The 17,677-nt window shown below is 69.0% G+C and carries 21 protein-coding genes and 1 tRNA gene; 14 read left to right on the top strand and 8 right to left on the bottom strand.

Annotated elements, in window-relative coordinates; genetic code table 11:
• Window positions 1–93: 93 nt before the first annotated feature.
• Window positions 94–1,101 carry an NAD(P)H-dependent glycerol-3-phosphate dehydrogenase gene (locus Q5696_RS20400; protein ID WP_305093063.1) on the bottom strand — a complete coding sequence of 336 codons (1,008 nt, stop codon included), beginning with the start codon at window positions 1,099–1,101 and terminating at the stop codon, window positions 94–96.
• Between the two features lie 119 nt (window positions 1,102–1,220).
• On the opposite strand from Q5696_RS20400, the gene Q5696_RS20395 reads away from it, so the two are divergent.
• Together Q5696_RS20395 and Q5696_RS20390 are read left to right on the top strand one after the other, a co-directional pair.
• Complete coding sequence (locus Q5696_RS20395; RefSeq protein ID WP_305093062.1) at window positions 1,221–2,360, top strand: alkaline phosphatase family protein; 1,140 nt, start codon at window positions 1,221–1,223, stop codon at window positions 2,358–2,360.
• Window positions 2,361–2,431: 71 nt separating this feature from the next.
• Window positions 2,432–3,406: an alpha/beta hydrolase gene (locus tag Q5696_RS20390; protein WP_305093061.1), complete on the top strand. Its 975-nt coding sequence runs from the start codon at window positions 2,432–2,434 to the stop codon at window positions 3,404–3,406.
• A gap of 3 nt (window positions 3,407–3,409) precedes the next feature.
• Here the strand turns inward: Q5696_RS20390 and Q5696_RS20385 are convergent, their stop codons facing one another.
• The 4 genes from Q5696_RS20385 to Q5696_RS20370 form a co-directional block, all read right to left on the bottom strand.
• On the bottom strand, window positions 3,410–3,856 hold the full coding sequence (locus Q5696_RS20385) for an SRPBCC family protein (protein WP_305093060.1): 447 nt from the start codon (window positions 3,854–3,856) through the stop codon (window positions 3,410–3,412).
• A gap of 55 nt (window positions 3,857–3,911) precedes the next feature.
• The gene (locus tag Q5696_RS20380) at window positions 3,912–4,556 is read right to left on the bottom strand and encodes an LON peptidase substrate-binding domain-containing protein (RefSeq protein WP_305095388.1); all 645 of its coding nucleotides are present in this window, start codon (window positions 4,554–4,556) and stop codon (window positions 3,912–3,914) included.
• A gap of 11 nt (window positions 4,557–4,567) precedes the next feature.
• Window positions 4,568–5,041 carry a DUF309 domain-containing protein gene (locus Q5696_RS20375; RefSeq protein ID WP_305093059.1) on the bottom strand — a complete coding sequence of 158 codons (474 nt, stop codon included), beginning with the start codon at window positions 5,039–5,041 and terminating at the stop codon, window positions 4,568–4,570.
• 163 nt (window positions 5,042–5,204) lie between these two features.
• Window positions 5,205–5,281 (bottom strand) — tRNA-Met (locus Q5696_RS20370).
• Between the two features lie 142 nt (window positions 5,282–5,423).
• Between Q5696_RS20370 and Q5696_RS20365 the strand changes: the two genes are divergently transcribed.
• Window positions 5,424–6,236 (top strand): mycofactocin-coupled SDR family oxidoreductase, encoded by an 813-nt coding sequence (locus Q5696_RS20365; RefSeq protein ID WP_305093058.1) that lies wholly within the window; start codon window positions 5,424–5,426, stop codon window positions 6,234–6,236.
• A gap of 21 nt (window positions 6,237–6,257) precedes the next feature.
• On the opposite strand, the gene hppD is transcribed toward Q5696_RS20365, so the two are convergent.
• On the bottom strand, window positions 6,258–7,445 hold the full coding sequence (gene hppD / locus Q5696_RS20360) for a 4-hydroxyphenylpyruvate dioxygenase (RefSeq protein WP_305093057.1): 1,188 nt from the start codon (window positions 7,443–7,445) through the stop codon (window positions 6,258–6,260).
• Window positions 7,446–7,976: 531 nt separating this feature from the next.
• Here hppD and Q5696_RS20355 point away from each other — a divergent pair.
• From Q5696_RS20355 to Q5696_RS20305, 11 genes are all read left to right on the top strand, one after another.
• A complete protein-coding gene (locus Q5696_RS20355) occupies window positions 7,977–8,108 on the top strand; it encodes a hypothetical protein (RefSeq protein WP_305093056.1) in 132 nt (43 codons plus the stop codon).
• Window positions 8,109–8,151: 43 nt separating this feature from the next.
• Window positions 8,152–8,280, top strand: a complete 129-nt coding sequence (locus Q5696_RS20350; protein ID WP_305093055.1) for a hypothetical protein — start codon at window positions 8,152–8,154, stop codon at window positions 8,278–8,280.
• 36 nt (window positions 8,281–8,316) lie between these two features.
• On the top strand, window positions 8,317–8,520 hold the full coding sequence (locus Q5696_RS20345) for a hypothetical protein (RefSeq protein ID WP_305093054.1): 204 nt from the start codon (window positions 8,317–8,319) through the stop codon (window positions 8,518–8,520).
• 344 nt (window positions 8,521–8,864) lie between these two features.
• A complete protein-coding gene (locus Q5696_RS20340; RefSeq protein ID WP_305093053.1) occupies window positions 8,865–10,307 on the top strand; it encodes a wax ester/triacylglycerol synthase domain-containing protein in 1,443 nt (480 codons plus the stop codon).
• Window positions 10,308–10,369: 62 nt separating this feature from the next.
• Window positions 10,370–11,221, top strand: a complete 852-nt coding sequence (locus Q5696_RS20335; RefSeq protein WP_305093052.1) for a universal stress protein — start codon at window positions 10,370–10,372, stop codon at window positions 11,219–11,221.
• Between the two features lie 13 nt (window positions 11,222–11,234).
• Window positions 11,235–11,717, top strand: coding sequence for an Lrp/AsnC family transcriptional regulator (locus Q5696_RS20330; protein ID WP_305093051.1), 483 nt, complete (start codon window positions 11,235–11,237; stop codon window positions 11,715–11,717).
• Between the two features lie 31 nt (window positions 11,718–11,748).
• Entirely contained in the window at window positions 11,749–12,246 is a 498-nt protein-coding gene (locus Q5696_RS20325) for a methylated-DNA--[protein]-cysteine S-methyltransferase (RefSeq protein WP_370654832.1), read from the top strand.
• Window positions 12,233–12,790, top strand: coding sequence for an RNA polymerase sigma factor (locus tag Q5696_RS20320; RefSeq protein WP_370654831.1), 558 nt, complete (start codon window positions 12,233–12,235; stop codon window positions 12,788–12,790). Before Q5696_RS20325 ends, Q5696_RS20320 begins: the two co-directional genes overlap by 14 nt.
• The gene (locus Q5696_RS20315) at window positions 12,787–13,383 is read left to right on the top strand and encodes a methylated-DNA--[protein]-cysteine S-methyltransferase (protein WP_305093048.1); all 597 of its coding nucleotides are present in this window, start codon (window positions 12,787–12,789) and stop codon (window positions 13,381–13,383) included. Before Q5696_RS20320 ends, Q5696_RS20315 begins: the two co-directional genes overlap by 4 nt.
• The gene (locus tag Q5696_RS20310) at window positions 13,380–14,033 is read left to right on the top strand and encodes an alpha-ketoglutarate-dependent dioxygenase AlkB family protein (RefSeq protein WP_305093047.1); all 654 of its coding nucleotides are present in this window, start codon (window positions 13,380–13,382) and stop codon (window positions 14,031–14,033) included. The genes Q5696_RS20315 and Q5696_RS20310 overlap by 4 nt, the downstream gene beginning before the upstream one ends.
• Window positions 14,030–14,893 (top strand): DNA-3-methyladenine glycosylase family protein, encoded by an 864-nt coding sequence (locus Q5696_RS20305; protein WP_305093046.1) that lies wholly within the window; start codon window positions 14,030–14,032, stop codon window positions 14,891–14,893. Before Q5696_RS20310 ends, Q5696_RS20305 begins: the two co-directional genes overlap by 4 nt.
• 7 nt (window positions 14,894–14,900) lie before the next feature.
• On the opposite strand, the gene Q5696_RS20300 is transcribed toward Q5696_RS20305, so the two are convergent.
• Window positions 14,901–16,298, bottom strand: coding sequence for an outer membrane protein assembly factor BamB family protein (locus tag Q5696_RS20300; RefSeq protein WP_305093045.1), 1,398 nt, complete (start codon window positions 16,296–16,298; stop codon window positions 14,901–14,903).
• Window positions 16,295–17,671: a hypothetical protein gene (locus Q5696_RS20295; RefSeq protein ID WP_305093044.1), complete on the bottom strand. Its 1,377-nt coding sequence runs from the start codon at window positions 17,669–17,671 to the stop codon at window positions 16,295–16,297. Before Q5696_RS20295 ends, Q5696_RS20300 begins: the two co-directional genes overlap by 4 nt.
• Between the last annotated feature and the right edge of the window lie 6 nt (window positions 17,672–17,677).

The following is a 17,677-nucleotide window of genomic DNA, read 5'->3' as shown; positions in this document are numbered from 1 at the left end:
TCCGATCCCTGGAACTCTGCAACGCTCCCCTCGCTGCCCGACGCTGGTCAGTGTGCAACTTGAACGGTGTTCAAGACAAATCGGCGAACCGTGTCACGCCACCTCGTCCTCGCCTCCCGGCTGCACCTTCCGCAGGCCGCGGTAGGCCTCGGCGGGACTGTGCCGGCCCGCCACGACGGCCTCCACCTCGGCGGCGATCGGCATCTCCACACCGTGGTCGCGGGCCAGCTCCATCACTGTCGGTGCGGTCTTGACCCCCTCCGCGACCTGCCCGAGTTCCTCGACCGCCTGCTCCACCGTGAGTCCCCGCGCGAGCGCCTCGCCGACCCGGCGATTGCGCGACGCCGGACTCATGCACGTCGCGATCAGATCACCCACCCCGGTCAGGCCCGCGAACGTCCGCGGATTCGCGCCCATCGCCTCCCCGAGCCGGGTCATCTCCGCCAGCCCGCGGGCCAGCACCATGGCGCGGGTGTTGTCGCCGACCCCGAGCCCGTCCGCCATGCCCGACGCGATCGCCACGATGTTCTTGAGCACGCCGCCCAGCTCGCAACCGAGCACGTCGGTGTTGCGGTAGACGCGGAACACCGGCGACGCGAACAGCGGCTGCAGCGCGGTCGCGACGTCCTCGTCCTGCGTCGCGACGACCGCGGCGGCGGCCAGCCCGTCGGCGATCTCGCGGGCGATGTTCGGCCCCGACAGCAACCCGACCGGATGGCCGGGCAGGCATTCGGAGATCACCTCGGTGGGCCGCTGCCGGGTGCCCGGCTCGAGGCCCTTCGCGAGCGACAGCACCGGCACCCAGGCGCGCACCTCGTTGCAGATCAGGCTCAGAGTGGCACGCACCGCATGCGACGGCACCCCCACCACCAGCACGTCCGCCTCGTTCGCGGCCTCGACGATGTCCGCGGTGGCCCGCAGATTCTCCGGCAGCGCCCGATCACCGAGATAGCGGCTGTTGCGGTGCTCACGATTGATCTCGTCGGCCGTTTCGGGACTGCGTGACCACAGCAGGGTGGGTGTGTTGCGGGCCGCGAGCCCGGACACCGTCGTCCCCCACGATCCGGAGCCGAGCACCACCACGCGCACCGGGCGGGCCATCAGCGGCCACCTCGCCGTCGAACGCCGTTGCCGTCCATCACTCCAGGTTGGCACTCCGGTGCGGTTCCCGGCGCCGATTCGGTGAACTCGCGGCGCCTCCCCCGCGTACCGTCGGGGACGTGTCGGATGTTCTTCCGTTGCAGGACGTGTATTCGCAGCCCACGCTCGCCGACGTGCTGCCGTCGGCGCTCGCCGCGCTGGGTGCGCCCGGGGAGCCGAACCGGTTGGCGCTACCGCCCACCGAACGGATCATCGTCCTTCTCGTCGACGGGCTGGGCTGGAACCTGCTGCGCAGCAACACCGATGCCGCACCGTTCCTCAACAGTGCGACGGCGCGGCCGATCCGGGCCGGATTCCCCACCACCACCGCCACCTCGATCACCACCCTCGGCACCGGACTACCGTCCGGGCGGCACGGCGTCACCGGCTACACGTCCCGTGTCGCCGCCGCGGGCGGACCGTTCAACTGGCTGCGCTGGCAGCGGGTCGGGGACCACCGAGATCTGCTGTCGACGGTGGTCCCCGAGCGAATCCAGCCGCACCCCACCGTGTTCGAGCGAGCTGCCGCGGCCGGCATCGTCACGACCACCGTCCTGCCCCGCGAATTCGGTGGCACCGGCCTCACCCGTGCCGCCCTCCGCGGTGGACGCTTCGCCGGACGGATCGCATACGGAGATCTGCTGCACACCACCGCGGCCGCGGCGACGGCCGGCCCCCGCACCCTCGTCTACAGCTACCTCAGCGAAATCGACACCCTCGGCCACGTGTACGGGCCTGGCACCGCCGGCTGGACGGCACAGTTGACCATCGTCGACCGGCTCGTCGAGGACCTCGTCACCCGTCTCGGCCCCGGCACCCGGCTCCTGGTCACCGCCGATCACGGGATGGTGACCGTCGACGAACGCATCGACATCGACACCGAACCGGCCCTCACCGACGGTGTCGCCGAGATCGCCGGAGAGGCCCGCTGCCGGTACGTCCACACCGCGCCCGGACGTACCGACGACGTCCTGCGCCGGTGGCGCGGCGTACTGGGGGATCGGGCCTGGGTCGGCACCCGGGACGACCTCGTCGTGGCCGGGCTCCTCGGCCCGGACCCGGAACCGGACGCACTCGAGCGGGTCGGGGACGTCGTCGCGATCGCCCGTGGCACGGCCGCCCTCGTCCGGGGTGAGACGGAACCGCGCATGTCACGGCTGATCGGACAGCACGGCGCCCTCACCGACGACGAACTGCTGGTTCCTCTGCTGCAGGTGTGAGAGTGGCTGCATTCCCCGGCGCCGGACTCTAGGGTGGCGGACGGACTCGGGAACGACGACTTGGGGGCGGTATGCGTACGCGTGAGACGACGATCATCCGGCACTGGAAGGTCAGCCTGCGGGCATGGCTGGTGTTCTGGTTCGCCCGCATCCTCGTCAAACCGCTGTTCACGCTGTGGCCGACGACGGATCGCGGGATCGCGGTGCTCGGGCGGCTCGAGAAGCTCGTCGACCGCCTGCCGAAGCCGCACGGTGTCACCGTCGAGCCGATGACGCTCGGTGGGGTGCCCAGCGAACGGGTCAGCCACCACCGCAAGGCGTCCGACGCACTGGCCGGTGCCACGATCCTCTACTTCCACGGTGGCGGATTCGTGTTCTGCGGCTTGGCCACTCACCGCAGCCTGTGCGCGGTCCTCGCCGCTCGTGCCGGGATACCGGTGATCTCCGTCGAATACCGGCAGCTGCCGTACGGCGGGATCGGCACGTCGATCCACGACGTGATGGCCGCATACACCGACCTGCTCGAGCGGTGCGAGGATCCGTCGAAGATCGTGCTCGCCGGTGACTCGGCCGGCGGGTATCTCGCGATGAAGGTCGCCGAACTCGCCGCCACCCGCGGCCTGGTCACCCCTGCCGCGGTGATCGGCTACTCGCCGCTGCTCAACCTGGCGCTCGGGAAGCACGACCCGGACTACATGCGCCGCGACGCCTACCTGCCGATGAGCCAGGTGGAGAAGCTGCGCGACAAATGGGCCGATGGTCCTATTACGATCGTCGGTGCCGACTCGCCGGTCGAAGCCGACCCGAGCCTGTTCCCGCCGACGTTCTTCAGCGTCGCCCAGTACGAACTGATGCGCCCCGACGTCGAGACGATGACCGGGCTGCTCGAGGACGCCGGACAGTCCGTCGAAACGCACGTGTGGAGCGGGCAGATCCACGCCTACCCGGTGATCGGGACGTTCCTGAACGAGGCGACGATGACGATCGCGTTCAGCCTCGACTTCGTGCGCCGCGCGCTCGGCCACCGTGGCCGGCACGCGGCGTGAGGACTACAGTTCGAGAGCCTCGATCTGCTTGCGCAGATTGGCCTCCGTCTGCCTGATCGCGGTGACGACGAACGGCTCGATCAGTTTGCCGAGCATGCGGCCGGCCATACCGCCCGGCAGCTCGTAGCCGAAGTCGACGGACAGTTCGGTGTGGTCGTCACCGACCGGCGCGAACATCCAGCTCGACTTGTTGCCGAACCCCTCGACCGACGACAGCGTGATCAGACGATCCTGCTCCCATTCGGTGATCTCGACCGTCGACTTCATCGTCTTCGGCCCGATCTGCATGGCCGCGTCGTAACGGGCACCCAGGCCCTGCACCTGCGTACCGATCGGATCGAACCGGGTGATACCGAACATCCAGTCGGGCACGTTCCGGTAGTCGTCGATGTGCGCGAACGCCAACTCGACGGGAACGACCGCGACGGCCTTGTGTCGAACGTGGATCATGGTGTGCCTCCCTCCCTGGAAGTCGGACACTAGTACACCTTGAAAGTGACCTGAGTCACCGACGTCCGGAAAGTCGGAACTCGGCGATCTCCCGGGTGTTGTCGATCGCGTCGGACAGGGCCCGATGCCGCTCGTCCGCGGACCCGGCGGTCAGGATCGTGAACTTGTCCGCCGCACCCATCGGCACCCACGCCGCCAGCGCGTACAGATGGTCCCCCGGCTGGGCGAGCACGTCGAACAGGCGCGGCGGCGGAGGCGGCGGATCCTCCCGCAACTCCCGCACCCGCGTCAGCAGGATGTACAACTCGGTGATCTTGTCGGTGAGGTTCTGCAGCTGCCCGTCCGAGAGACGCCCCGACGCGTCCACCGGCCACGGCTCCACCTCCGCCTGCGGGTACGGATCGTCACCGAGCCAGTGCCGCACCCGGATTCGCTCCTCGCCCACACAGTTCAGGGCGTAGCGGCCGTCACCGATCCCGATCCGGGAGACGATGCGCACCGACGTGCCGACGTCGTAGCGGTCCTCCCCGCCACCGACCTCCCGACCCCGTTCGATGAGCACCGTCCCGAACACCGGACCGGCCGTCGCGGCCATACAGTCCCGCACCAGAGCCTGATATCGCGGTTCGAACACGTGCAGCGGCAACCGTTCCCCGGGCAGCAGCGCAACCCCGAGCGGAAACATCGGCAGGACGGTCAACGGTTCGGTCATCACGGCATCCGCAGTCGAGGCACCGGCACCGTCTCCGGGGGAACACCCGCATCCAGTTCGGCGATCAGATGGTCGGCCCACGCCACCAGGCCGGTGACATCGAGGGCGTGCGGAGGATCCACCTCGAACGGGACGATGCGATGCCGGCCCTGCCGCAGCAACGACACTGCGCCCGCCGGATTGCCGCGCAACAGATGCGTCACCGCAACCGCCAACTGCGCCAGCCCCTGCCACAGGCCCCGCTCCTCGTGCGGCGCCTTCTTCCACGCCGCCTCGAGCACCTCGTGCGCATGGAACGGCAACTCGTGATCCAGCAACCGCTGCGCCTCCGTGATCGCCGCACCGGGCGCCAGATCCAGATCGTCGGGCATCGTCGGGAAACCCTCCTCACCCCACGCCAACGGTCGCCCCAACCGATCCCGGGGACGGGCATTACGGGGCTTGCCGAGCGTGTCCCGATCGCGGTCCGCCATACAAGCAATCTAACGCTCGAGACGGGGCGAAGGGAGGCACCGTCCGTGGGCAGGCCGTCAACGTGCGCGCAGGACGGGCATCGACGGAGCCCTTGGAACGCTCCGGAACGAGCCCCGGACAGAGAAGAACCCGGTATCGCAGCTGCGATACCGGGTTCTTCGGTGGTAGCGGGGACAGGATTTGAACCTGCGACCTCTGGGTTATGAGCCCAGCGAGCTACCGAGCTGCTCCACCCCGCGTCGGTGTTTCCCACAGTACACGACACGGGCGGATTCACCGCATCGAGGCGGTCCCGGTGATCGGAAGTCGTGGTTCGTGCACGTCCGGAGCCGTCCTAGCCTGCGAGTACACGGTACGACGACGGAACGCGGAGGATCGAACATGGGACTGCTCGAGAACAAGGTTGCCTTCATCACGGGTGCGGCACGGGGACAGGGACGCAACCATGCGGTCCGGTTCGCCCGTGAAGGCGCGGACATCATCGCGCTCGACGTGTGCGCCCCGGTCTCCGACGATGTCGGCTACCCGGCCGCCACCCCCGAGGATCTCGAGGAGACCGCCCGCCTGGTGCGCGCCGAGGGCCGCGAGATCGTCACCGCGATCGGCGACGTCCGCGACCAGGCGGCACTGCAGGCCGCCGTCGACACCGGCGTCGAACGCTTCGGACGCCTCGACATCGTGGTCGCCAACGCCGGCATCTCCACCTGGAACCGCTTCTGGGAGATGCCCGAAGACCAGTGGACGACGATGATCGACATCAACCTCAACGGTGTGTGGCGCACCCTCAAGGCCGCGGCACCCGCAATGATCGACGGCGGCCGCGGCGGCTCGATCATCGTCGTCAGCTCGGCGGCCGGCATCAAGGCCAGCCCGGGCACGTCGAACTACACCTCCGCCAAGCACGGCCTGGTGGGTCTGACGAAGACCGCGGCGATCGAGTTGGGCGAGTTCGGTATTCGCGTCAACTCCATCCATCCGGGCGCGGTGGACACCCCGATGGGTCAGGACACCAACGTCGGAAAGATCCTGGCGCAGTACCCGCGCTACATCGACAACTACAAGTGGCCGCTCGCCGGGCTCAGCAAGTGCAGCGTCGACGACGTCTCCGAGATCGTGCTGTACCTGGCCAGCGACCGGTCCCGTACCGTCACCGGCTCGCAGATGTCGCTGGACCTGGGCATCACGTCCATCTGACACGCAGAAGGAGCGGCGCGGTCACAGGTTGCCGCGTCGCTCCTGCTCGCGTTCGATCGCGAGGAACAGGGCCTGGAAGTTGCCCTTGCCGAACCCGAGCGAGCCGTGCCGCTCGATGAGTTCGAAGAACACCGTGGGGCGGTCGCCGATCGGTGTGGTGAAGATCTGCAGCAGGTAGCCGTCCTCGTCGCGGTCGACGAGGATGCCGCGGCGCTCGAGTTCGTCGATCGGGACGCGGACCTCGCCGATGCGGGCGCGCAGTGCGGGGTCCTGGTAGTACGACGCGGGTGTCGGCAGGAATTCGACACCGGCCGCCGTCAACCGGTCCACGGCGTCGAGAATGTCCGGGGTGGCCAGTGCGAGGTGCTGTGATCCTGGGCCGCAATAGAATTCGAGGAACTCGTCGATCTGGGAGCGTTTGCGGCCCACGGCGGGTTCGTTGAGCGGAATCTTGATGCGGTGGCTGCCGCTGGCGACCACCTTGCTCATCAGTGCCGAGTATTCGGTGGCGATGTCGTCGCCGACGAACTCGGCCAGATCGGTGAAGCCCATGACCCGGTGGTAGAAGTCGACCCACTCGTTCATCTTCCCCGTTTCGACGTTGCCGACCACATGATCGAGTGCCTCGAACACCTGTCGTCCGCCGTCGAAAGAGTCTGTCCGGGAGACATATCCGGGAAGATAGGGGCCCGAGTAGCGGGACCGGTCGACGAGCGTGTGCCGGGTGTCGCCGTATGCGGCGATGCTCGCGGTACGAACCGTGCCGTGTTCGTCTGTCTCGTCGTGGGGTTCGACGAGGATCGTGGCGCCCTGGTGGCGCGCGTGCGTGATGCACCGGTCCACGTCGGTCACCTCGAGGGCGACGTCGCGGACGCCGTCGCCGTGCCGGCGATGATGATCGAGCAGGGGGCTCGACGGGTCCACGCCACCGGTGACGACGAATCGTGCCGTGCCGCTGCGCAGTACGAACGATCGGTGGTCCCGGTTTCCGGTCTCCGGGCCCGAGTACGCCTCGAGATTCATGCCGAACACGGTGCGGTAGTAGGTGGCGGTCTGGGTCGCGTTGCCCACCACCCACACGATCGCGTCCCAGTCGACCACCGGAAACGGATCGGCCGACGGATCGTGCTCGACGAGCCCGAGCAGTCGACGCAGCGACGTGTCGTCCTGATGGTGCAGTGATCGAGCGACGGACTGATCGACGGTCATGGCGGCCTCCCGTAGCAGTGTGACTCGATCACACCGCTGCGGCGGCGCGCCGGCAACGAACGGTGTGGGCGTTGGACGTATTGCTCGAGTGGGTCGGCGTATCGACGGCCCGAGTGGTCAATATGTTCGGCCGGCGGGGTATGTGACGGACGAGGGCGTGGAGGCGCCGGGGCAGTACGTTGTTCCCGCCGACCGGGCCTTTTCATCTGGACAATTGTCCAACTTACTTGGAGGTCGACGGGCCCGTCGGTGCGCACGGAATCCCGTACCTGTCAACGATTCTGGGGTGAGGGTCGGTGGGGGGTGAACTTGGGGGAATGTTTGCCGAAAACCTTCCGAGAGCGAAGAGTATGCGTTAGTTTCCTTTCGATCACGATCGCGAAGGGTGCCGGAACAGGGCAACAGCAATCCGGCGTGAGTTACCCCCTGAGTGCTTGTGTGCTGCCCGATGACGCTTGTTCGTGAAGGTGAGCGCCACCGTGCGGAGGATCGACGAACCGTTTCGACATCGACCGAGAGAGTGGGATTTCCATGAGTGTGTCGTTTCTCGACGCCGCAGCGGACCTGTTGAACGGCCTGCTGACCAACCTGTATTCCGGTTCGGTTATTCCGGGAATCACGGGTGCCAATAGCTCGCTGGGCGGCCTGCTTCGTCTGAGCTGACCCTGAACAATCCGAAGGCATTCTCCGACAAGAGGAGTAACCGATGAAATTGAGTTCGCTCGCCGACGTCCTCGACGGCCCTTACTCGGCAATCGTGAACATGGTCATGGGCCAGCTGGCGGTCATGTCGCTGCAGGGTTCGGTCGACATGGACTGGCAAGTTCCGATCTAGCTCGGCCTCGACAAACGTAAGGAAGGTGACAATCTAGTGGATACCGGAAGTCTCGTCGACCTCATCACCAGTGTCGACATCGGATCGCTCACGGAGCCGATCAATTCACTCACGGGCGTGGTCGATGCCGTGTTCAAGGTCATCGGTGGCGTCATCGGCGTCTGGCCGGCCGGATCGACCGCGGCCAACGGCAGTGTCGACGCGCTCCTCACCGCTCTCGGCTCTGCCGCCGCCCAGTAATCAGGGAAGGAAGAACGCATGCTCGATCTGTCTCTCACCTACAGTTCCGATCTCTCGAATTTCGGATCTGTCGATCTGGTGGCGACGTTCACGAAGTTCCTGAACGCCCTGTCTCTCGCGCCCACGGCCTGACGAAAGGCACCGACGATGTTCCAGAGATACATCAATTTCATGATCGGATCGCTTTCGGCGGTCACCGGGCTCACCGGAGCGGGCAGCAAGATCCTGAAGGATCCGCCGCAGAAGTGATCGACGCACACATGGTGGTGTGAACACGATGGGCTCGAGGACGATCCGTCCTCGAGCCCATTGCCTTTCGTTCCGTGACGAACCCGAGGAGTGTCATGTCGTTGTCCGATCGCCTCACCGCCGGATGTGTGACGCTCGCACCCCGCGACGCCGATTTCGTCTACCAGGAGCACGACGGCCATCCCGGGCACCTGTTCGCCGTCTACCTCTTCGATGCCACCGGCCGTCCGGACGTCGAGTTCACACACGAGCAGGCGAGGAAGTGGACCGCCGAGAGACTCGGTCATCACCGCGTGTTCACGCATGCCGTCGGGCGGGTTCCGTTGGGGCTCGAACACCCCTACTGGCAGCCGGTTCCGGTGGAGCTCGACGAGCACGTCCACGTCACTGCCGTCGAAGGCTCGGGTTGGGCGGCGCTGCACGACCACGTGGACCGCCTGGTGTCGGCCCGGATGGATCTCACCCGGCCGCCCTGGGAACTGCACTTCCTCACCGGCCTCGAAGGGCTGAAAGGGCTGCCGGACCGGGTGACGGCCGTCGTGTTCAAGGCCCATCACAGTGCCGGCGACGGACTGGCCGTGCTGGAGCTGGCCCGTCGTCTCTTCACCGCCGACGCCCGGCCGGCGACACCCGTCACACCGGCACCATTGCTTCCCGCCCGCATGCTCGTCGACTCGCTGTGCAGTCTTCCCGGACAGCTCCTGCGTTTCGCCCGCGCTGTCCCCGGGAACCGGGCTGCCGCCGGAGCCGTGGACGAGGCCCGCGATGCCGGGCTCTGGGAGGCAGAGGCCGAGCAACCGTCGACCCGCTTCAACGGCAAGGTCAGCGGCCGTGCCGTTTCGGCGTCGACCACCTTCTCCACGAGCCGGATCCGTCGCATCCGGGCGGCGGTCCCGGACGCCACCGTCAACGACGTCCTGCTCGCGGTCGTCGGGGCCGGACTCGCCGACTATCTCGCCGACACGGGTACGCCGCACCGGGGTTCGCTCGTCGCGATGGTGCCGCGATCCATGCGTCAGGTGGAAGAGGAGGCGTCGGCCAACCGGCTCGCGATCATGAGCGTCGACATGCACACCGGCGTCCCGGACCCGGTCGCCCGGCTGACACGGATCGCCGGCTCCTCCCGGTCCGAGAAGGTCCGCACGGCGCATCCGGTGGTGTGCAGGCAGGCCGCTGCCGTCCAGACCGCGCCGCCGCCGCTGATGCGGCTCATCGCCTACGGGCACAAGAACAACGACCGGGATCTGAACCGTCCCCGCTACCAGCACACGATGGTGAGCAACATGCCGTTCACCGTCGACGGTCTCACCCTCGACGGTGCGCCCGCGGTCGCGGTGATCGGCGGACAGCCGCCCGTCGACGGCGACGGACTGCGCCATTTCGTCGTCGCGGCGACCGGGGACCGGCTCACCCTCACCGTCGTCGCCGACGCCGCCTCGATGCCCGACCCCGGCCGCTACCTCGACCTGATCCGGATGCGGCTCGACGAGCTCGAGACGGCGGCCACGACGACGTTCGCCGGAGCGCAGGAAGCGTGACGGATTCGGGGCTAGTCTGAACAGCGCGCGTACCGCAGCACCCGAGGCGATCGGAGCAGACGATGGCATCAGCGAACGAGTCCCGGCCGGTGATCGTGGGGGTGGACGGGTCCGAGGCGTCCACGCACGCCGTGCAGTGGGCGGCCGCAGAGGCCCATGCCCGCAAGGTGCCGCTGAAACTGGTACACGTCATCGACACCGAGAACGACTTCCCTTTCGTCGCAGACGATCTCGAGGAAGAGGAAGCGTTCGGGCGAGACGTGCTGAAGGCTGCCCGTGAGGCCGCGACGATCGAGGACTACACGATCGACATCGAGGTGGAACTGCTTCGGGGACGGGTGAATCGGGCATTCGTCGATCTGTCCGAGCATGCGAGCCTGCTCGTCGTCGGCTCGGTGGGCACCGGTTTCTTCGCCCGCATGCTCCTCGGGTCGACGGCCCTGTCCCTGGCTCACCACGCCCACTGCACGGTCGCGGTCGTGCGCGGTGCGGACGGCAGTCCCGTTCCGCCGTCGTCCGGGCCCGTCGTCGCCGGAGTGGATCATTCGGACAGCGCCGACATCGTGGTGGGTGCCGCGATGCAGGAGGCGGCGATCCGGCACACGGATGTGACGGCCGTCCACGCGCGGCGGCGTCGCGGCAGCCAGGAGGCCGACGAGGAGGCTCGTGCCCGGATCGACCGGTTGATCGCGACGTGGGGGGCGAAGTTCCCGTCGGTGCAGGTGGAGACGGTGCTCGCGGAGGCCGGCCCGACGAAGCATCTCGTCGCGCTCAGCTCCGGTGCCCGCGCGATGGTCGTCGGGAACCGGGGCCGAGGCGGTTTCGAGAGCGCGTTGCTGGGGTCGACGTGCCAGTCGCTGCTGTACCACGCGCAATGCCCCGTCATCGTGGCCCGCACGCGCGTCACGACCTGACCGGCGGCCCGACATGGACCGGCAGGGGCACCGGCTCGACGGCCTCGACGTCGACCTGATCGCCCGGCTGCGCCGGGACCCACGCATCGGGGTGCTCGAACTCGCGCGCCGGGCCGGGGTCGCCCGGGCCACCGCGGCGGCCCGGCTGCGCCGTCTCGAGGAGGCCGGGATCGTCACCGGTTACGGACCCGACATCGACCTGCGGGCGGCCGGTTTCCCGGTGCAGGCGTTCGTGACACTGGAGATCGCACAGGGGTCGCTCGCCCAGCTCACCAGGGAACTCGAGGCGATCCCGGAGGTGGTCGAGGCGTGGGCCACCACCGGGGCCGGGGACGTACTGTGCCGGGTCGCGGCCGCCTCCCACGACGACCTGCAGGCCCTGCTCATCGACCTGCACCATTCGTCGACGGTCGCCCGGTCGGTGTCCGTCGTCGTGCTGTCCCAGGTGGTTTCGTACCGGTCGGTGCCGTTACTGGCCAAGGCCGTCCGTCCGTGAGATGTCGGTGGTAGCTGGCAGTATCGGATCCGTGGATACCGTGCACACCGTCGTCGACTCCCCGGTCGGACCGTTGACTCTGGTCCGCAGCCCCGACGGCCTGTGCGGGCTGTACATGCACGAGCAACGGCACCTGCCGGATCCGGAGCGGTTCGGGCCGCGTCACAGCGACGGTTTCGGCGACGTGACGAGGCAGTTGGCCGAGTACTTCGCCGGTGACCGCACCGAGTTCACGGTGCCCCTCGCCCCCGTGGGAACCGAGTTCCAGCAGCGGGTGTGGGCGGCGCTGCGCACCATCGAGTACGGTGACACCTGGACGTATCTGCAGCTCGCGGAGCAGCTGGGCAATCCGGCCGCGATCCGGGCCGTCGCCGCCGCCAACGGGCGCAACCCGATCGGCATCGTCGTCCCCTGTCATCGCGTGATCGGCAGCGACGGATCCCTCACCGGGTACGCGGGCGGTCTCGACCGGAAACGGTTCCTGCTCGACCTGGAGGGCGCTGCGGGAGTCCAGGATGGACTGTTCTGACGAACCGATCTCACGTTCCGGCCGCCGCGAGCGTCTACCCGATGTGGGACCGATACCGTTCGAGAAGATCGTCACCGAGCACGGGCCGGTGGTGCTGCGGGTGTGCCGCGCGCTGCTGGGCCCCACCAGCGCCGACGCCGACGATGCCTGGTCCGAGACGTTCCTGGCGGCACTGAGGGCATACCCCGACCTGCCGCCCGGCGCGAACGTCGAAGCCTGGCTGGTGACCATCGCGCACCGCAAGGCCGTCGACATCCATCGGGTTCGCGCCCGCACCCCGATCCCGACGGACGAGTTGCCCGAACGACCGACCGTGCGGGACGTGCCCGGCACGTGGAACCACGAACTGTGGGACGCACTCGCCGACCTGCCGTTCACGCAGCGGGCCGCCGTCGTCCACCACCACCTGGCCGGGCTGCCGTACGCGCAGGTCGCCGAGATTCTCGGCAACAGCACCGACGCGGCCCGCCGGGCCGCCGCCGACGGCATCGCCCGGCTACGCCGCACCTACCCGACCCCCGATCCGGAAGGAGCCCCCCGATGAACATTCTGCCCGCCCTTCCCGCCCCGGACGTGGCCGCCGCAGACCTGGACCGCCTGCACGCCCGACTCACCGCCACCGCCGACCGCGACGGTCTCCTCGACATCGGCTACCGGTCCGTCGACACCCCCGTCGGGCGGCTGCTGCTCGCCGCCACCGATATCGGTCTGGTCCGGGTCGCGTATCCCCGCGAGGACCACGACGCCGTCCTCGCCGACCTCGCCGAGCGGATCAGCCCGCGCATCCTCGCCGCGCCGGGCCGCCTCGACGCCGCGGCCCGACAACTCGACGAATACTTCACCCACCGCCGCACCCACTTCGACGTGCCCCTCGACCTGCGGCTGACCCGCGGCTTCCGGCGCACGGTGCTGACCCTGCTGCCGGACATCGGCTACGGCACAACCGCCAGCTACACCGAGATCGCGGAGGCCGCCGGCAGCCCGCGCGCGGTACGGGCCGTCGGCACCGCGTGCGCCACCAACCCGCTGCCGGTGTTCGTGCCGTGCCACCGGGTGATCCGCAGCGACGGCACCATGAGCAGCTACGCCGGTGGCGTCGAGGTCAAACGGGCGCTGCTGGATCTGGAGGCGGCGTGAGAGCGCTCCTTCCGCGGCCGCGCCGGACGGTGGCACCGGGTGCGGTCCACGTCCCGGACTGGCTGGACACCGATGATCAGCGCCGGCTGGTCGCCGCGTGCCGGGAGTGGGCGCGCGGCCCGATCCCGATGCGGGCGACCCGGCTGCCCACCGGGCGGCTCATGTCGGTGCAGAGTGTGGGCCTCGGATGGCATTGGGCCCCGTACCGTTACCTCCGCAGCGTCGACGGGGTGCGGGTGCCACCGGTCCCGGACCGGTTGGTGCAGTGGGGGAGGCGGGCCGTCGCCGACGCCTACGAAGACCCGGACGCCGGGGCCGGCTATACACCCGACGCGGCCCTGATCAACTTCTACGACGCCACCGCCCGCATGGGCATGCACCGCGACCAGGAGGAGCGGTCCACCGCACCCGTCGTGTCGCTGAGCATCGGCGACACGTGCACGTTCCGGTTCGGCAACCCCGACACCCGCAGCCGGCCGTACACCGACGTCGAACTGTGCTCCGGTGATCTGTTCGTATTCGGTGGGCCGTCCCGGTTCGCGTACCACGGTGTGCCCAAAGTGTTTCCGGGAACAGCGGATCCGGAGTGCGGGCTGGCCTCCGGCCGGCTCAACATCACGCTGCGGGTGACCGGGCTCGAGGATTCGTGACGACCACGACCCGGCGCCTGCCGTTCCGTCCGCCGTTCACATCGGCCCCACTGCTCGCCGCACTGGCGGCGCACACCGTGGCCGGCCTCGAACGGCACGACCCGGACACCGGGACGCACACCCGTATCGTGCCCGCCCCGCACGGGCCGGCCGTGGTGGGCATCCGGTTCGGCACCGACCACGTGCACGCGACGATCCGGCCCGCCCACGGCGACGACGTCCCGCACCTCGAATCGCTGCTCCGCTGGTGGCTCGACCTCGACGCCGACCCGGACGCCGTCGACGCGGCACTGTCGTCGGATGCCGTTCTCGCGCCGCACGTGTCCGCACGCCCGGGGCTGCGTGTCCTCGGCTCCGTCGACGGATTCGAGACCGCGGTGCTCACCGTCCTGGGGCAGCAGGTGTCGCTCCCGGCGGCCCGGACGTTCGGGTCGCGTCTCGTCGCGGCATTCGGTGCACCGACCGGGATCGACGGATTCACGAGCTTCCCGACACCACAGCAGCTTTCGGCCCTCGACCCGTCGGCGATCCGGGAGGCCGTCGGACTCACCGGGGCACGCGCCCGCACCGTCCACACGCTGGCGGAGGCGGCAGCGGACGGCCTGCCCCTCGGACCCGACGCCGACCCCGACGAGTTCCGGTCCCGGCTGCTCGCCCTGCCGGGCATCGGGCCGTGGACCGTCGACTACCTCGCGGTCCGCGTCCTCGGTGACCGCGACGCCTACCCCTCCGGCGACCTCGTGCTCCGCCGCGCTCTCGGCGTGACGACGCCACGCGAGGCCGCCGCGGCATCGGAGCCCTGGCGGCCGTGGCGGGCCTACGCCCTGTTCCATCTGTGGACGGCGCAGGCCTACCTGTGAGTCGTGGTCACCGGGGGAGCGGACGCAGTCCGATCATCGTGCGGTCCGAGACGTAGCTGTAGCGTCCGTCGCCACCGGTCGCGAGCATGCTGTTGGACCCGAGTGCATCCCGATCGTCGTCGATCGCGAGAAACGGTGTTTCCCACACGGGTTCGCCGGTCCGGAGGTCGAACGCCCGGATCGCCTTGTGATCCGCCGTCACCAGCACCCGATCGTCGTGCCCCTGCACGGTGCCGAAGTCGCTTTCCTCTCGCTGCCACAGTCGGTTCCCGGTGCGCAGATCCAGGGCCGTCGTCGTGTCACCGTCCTGCAGGATCGCGACGTCACCGACGACCGCGGTGGCCGTCCCGAACGTGGTGTTCGCGTTGTACTCGTCGGCCTCGCGTGGCGTGGACACCAGATCGGTGCTCGTCCACAGCAGTTCACCGGTCACCCGATCGCGTCCGCCGTCGCCGACGAGCACGGGAATCGTCGCGTCTACGGGATCGTCGAACGACGGAGACTGTGCCACTTCACCGTCCACGGCGACGAGCGCGCGCCCCGCCCGGTCGACCACCTCGGTACCGACACGGCGGTAGCCGTCGCACTCGGTGTGGATCGTCACCACCAGGGCGCCAGCGGTCGATTCTGCCCGCGAGCAGCCGTCGAGCGACGACGTCCACGTCGGCTCGCCGGTGTCGAGATCGAACCCGGCGAGGTCCGCACCGAGCGCAACGACACCCTGCCCGTGCGTGACGTCCAGGGCATGGGTGAGATCGTCCTCCCACCAGCCCTGCACGTCGAATGGCCGCGACCACTGCGCATCCGGCTCGGCAAGGGAGCCGGCGTGCAGGCGCACGTCGGCGTCCTCGATGTTGCCCTCGGCGACGTACAGGCGATCGTCGACGGTGGCCACCGCGAACACCATCCAGTCCGTCGGGGTTCGGGTGACCTCCCCGGTGTCGACGTCGAAGCCGACGAGCGCGGGTTCGTCCGCCAGTGGTGCGGTGAAGCACACGAGATCGCCGTCGAGGACGGCGGATGCGCACCCGCCCAATTCCTCGGCGGGACTGCGCCAGCGCACGTCACCGCTCGCCGCGTCGACCCCGACCATCACGGGATCCTGCAGGCTCATACCACCGTTCGAGACCCCGACGATCGACAGCAGCGTATCGCCGGCGTCGACGAAACCCGGATTGCCCCAGTCGTATTCGCTTCCGGTGACCGGATCGCGGAACTCGGCGAACGACTGCCCGTACATCGCGGCCGCGTCGAGAGACCAGCCCAGACCCGGTGCCGCATCGACGGTTCCGGTGATCTTGCGGGTGCCGTCACCGCCGGCCTGCACGACGGTCACGACGGCACCGGTGACGGTGACGGCGGCCACGGCGGCGGCCACCACCAGATTGCGGACCTCACGGTTCACGACGTCACCTCCAGGTCGGGGGCGAGGGCGATCGCCTCGAGCTGCTCGAACGACAGAGGTCGTGCCGGTACGGCTGCATTCGACACCGCCTGGACGTATCCGCCGGACAGGCGGGTGACCGTGACGGTCCGTGACGTCATCTGGGTCGACTGCGCACCCGCCTCCATGCCGACCTGTGCGTAGTGGTGTTCGCGGCGTTCGACGACGCTGCCGTCCGCGAGCGTGCGGATCTCGGTGAAGGTTCCGTCGTACGACCCTCGTCCGGAAGAGGTTTCGGACGTGTCCGGGAGATCCTGGCCGCCGGCGATCGCCACCCGCAGCTCGGATTCGCTGCCGGGAGTCGTGACCTGTACCGCCTGGCACACGGTGCCCGCGTCGTACCCTGCCGGCCACAGCTCCCCGAGTGGACGATCCGTCGACACACCCGGCAGGGGCACCGCCGCGAGCGCGACACCCAGCCGGGCTGCTTCGGCTCGGTCGATCGCGGGGCCGCCCTCGACCGACGTGGAGCAGGGCATGGGCGGCATACCCGTGCCCGGCGGGACCGGCACGGTCACCCGCAACTGGGGAAGCGTGGCGAGCGTGACGAGCTCGTCGATACTCAGCGGAACCGCGCTGCTGTGTTTCTCCTCGCCGTCGGAGTACGAGGCGTCGGACGCGGACAGGTGGATCCGGCTGCCGTCCGTCGTGTACACCGCCGCACTGCGCGACACCGTCCGCACACCGTCGGTCTCCGACCACGTGTCCTGCACGTCGACGACGGTGCCGTCGCCGAGGGTGCGCCGCGCATCGAGCGATCCGGCGACACACGGCGGCACCGGATCGGCGGTCTGGCGCACCGACACCCAGAGCGAACCGCGGGCGTCGCCGCGCCGCAGCGTCGCGTGCGCGTCGGTGCTGCCACCGAGATCGATGGTGGGGTCCTCGTAGCTCGAGATCGGCTGGAAGTACAGCGACGCCTCCGGTGCCGCGAACTCCACCTCCGTCCCGGCGGGGAGGGCGTCGACCAGCGCCTGCGACATGGCGAGCGCCTTCGGGCCGGAGAACCACGGATAGTCGGGGTTCTCGTAGGCGGGCGCACCGTAGTGCGCGTACGCGATCATTTCCGACTCGCCCGGCGGCTCCACGACATCGCAGCCGGGGATCTGCGTCGGATACGTCACCGACGGCGTCACGTAGCTGTATTCGGGGAGCTCCGGCGGGGGTGGCGGGGTGGTCGTCGTCGGCAGCGCTGTCGTCAACTCCGGTTCCGGGGTGTGCAACAGCCCGCCGACGACGACACCCGCCGCGACGACGGACACCACCGACAGCCCGAACGTCCAGGCCGCGATCCGGCGTGACGGTGACCCCGGATCCGTGTCGTCGTCGCTCATGGCCCT

It is taken from the genome of Prescottella sp. R16, from assembly GCF_030656875.1.
Lineage (GTDB): Bacteria > Actinomycetota > Actinomycetes > Mycobacteriales > Mycobacteriaceae > Prescottella.
Note: the sequence above shows the minus strand (reverse complement) of the source record. Positions and strands in the feature narration are given on the sequence as shown.

Excerpts from the sequence above, each read along its gene's own strand:
- Q5696_RS20330 (WP_305093051.1), top strand. The coding sequence starts at position 11,235 with ATGGACCGGCAGGGGCACCGGCTCGACGGCCTCGACGTCGACCTGATC.
- Q5696_RS20315 (WP_305093048.1), top strand. The coding sequence starts at position 12,787 with ATGAACATTCTGCCCGCCCTTCCCGCCCCGGACGTGGCCGCCGCAGAC.
- Q5696_RS20375 (WP_305093059.1), bottom strand. The coding sequence starts at position 5,041 with ATGGCGGACCGCGATCGGGACACGCTCGGCAAGCCCCGTAATGCCCGT.
- Q5696_RS20295 (WP_305093044.1), bottom strand. The coding sequence starts at position 17,671 with ATGAGCGACGACGACACGGATCCGGGGTCACCGTCACGCCGGATCGCG.
- Q5696_RS20340 (WP_305093053.1), top strand. The coding sequence starts at position 8,865 with ATGTCGTTGTCCGATCGCCTCACCGCCGGATGTGTGACGCTCGCACCC.
- hppD (WP_305093057.1), bottom strand. The coding sequence starts at position 7,445 with ATGACCGTCGATCAGTCCGTCGCTCGATCACTGCACCATCAGGACGAC.
- Q5696_RS20385 (WP_305093060.1), bottom strand. The coding sequence starts at position 3,856 with ATGATCCACGTTCGACACAAGGCCGTCGCGGTCGTTCCCGTCGAGTTG.
- Q5696_RS20400 (WP_305093063.1), bottom strand. The coding sequence starts at position 1,101 with ATGGCCCGCCCGGTGCGCGTGGTGGTGCTCGGCTCCGGATCGTGGGGG.
- Q5696_RS20350 (WP_305093055.1), top strand. The coding sequence starts at position 8,152 with ATGAAATTGAGTTCGCTCGCCGACGTCCTCGACGGCCCTTACTCGGCA.
- Q5696_RS20335 (WP_305093052.1), top strand. The coding sequence starts at position 10,370 with ATGGCATCAGCGAACGAGTCCCGGCCGGTGATCGTGGGGGTGGACGGG.
- Q5696_RS20365 (WP_305093058.1), top strand. The coding sequence starts at position 5,424 with ATGGGACTGCTCGAGAACAAGGTTGCCTTCATCACGGGTGCGGCACGG.
- Q5696_RS20390 (WP_305093061.1), top strand. The coding sequence starts at position 2,432 with ATGCGTACGCGTGAGACGACGATCATCCGGCACTGGAAGGTCAGCCTG.
- Q5696_RS20320 (WP_370654831.1), top strand. The coding sequence starts at position 12,233 with ATGGACTGTTCTGACGAACCGATCTCACGTTCCGGCCGCCGCGAGCGT.
- Q5696_RS20355 (WP_305093056.1), top strand. The coding sequence starts at position 7,977 with ATGAGTGTGTCGTTTCTCGACGCCGCAGCGGACCTGTTGAACGGCCTG.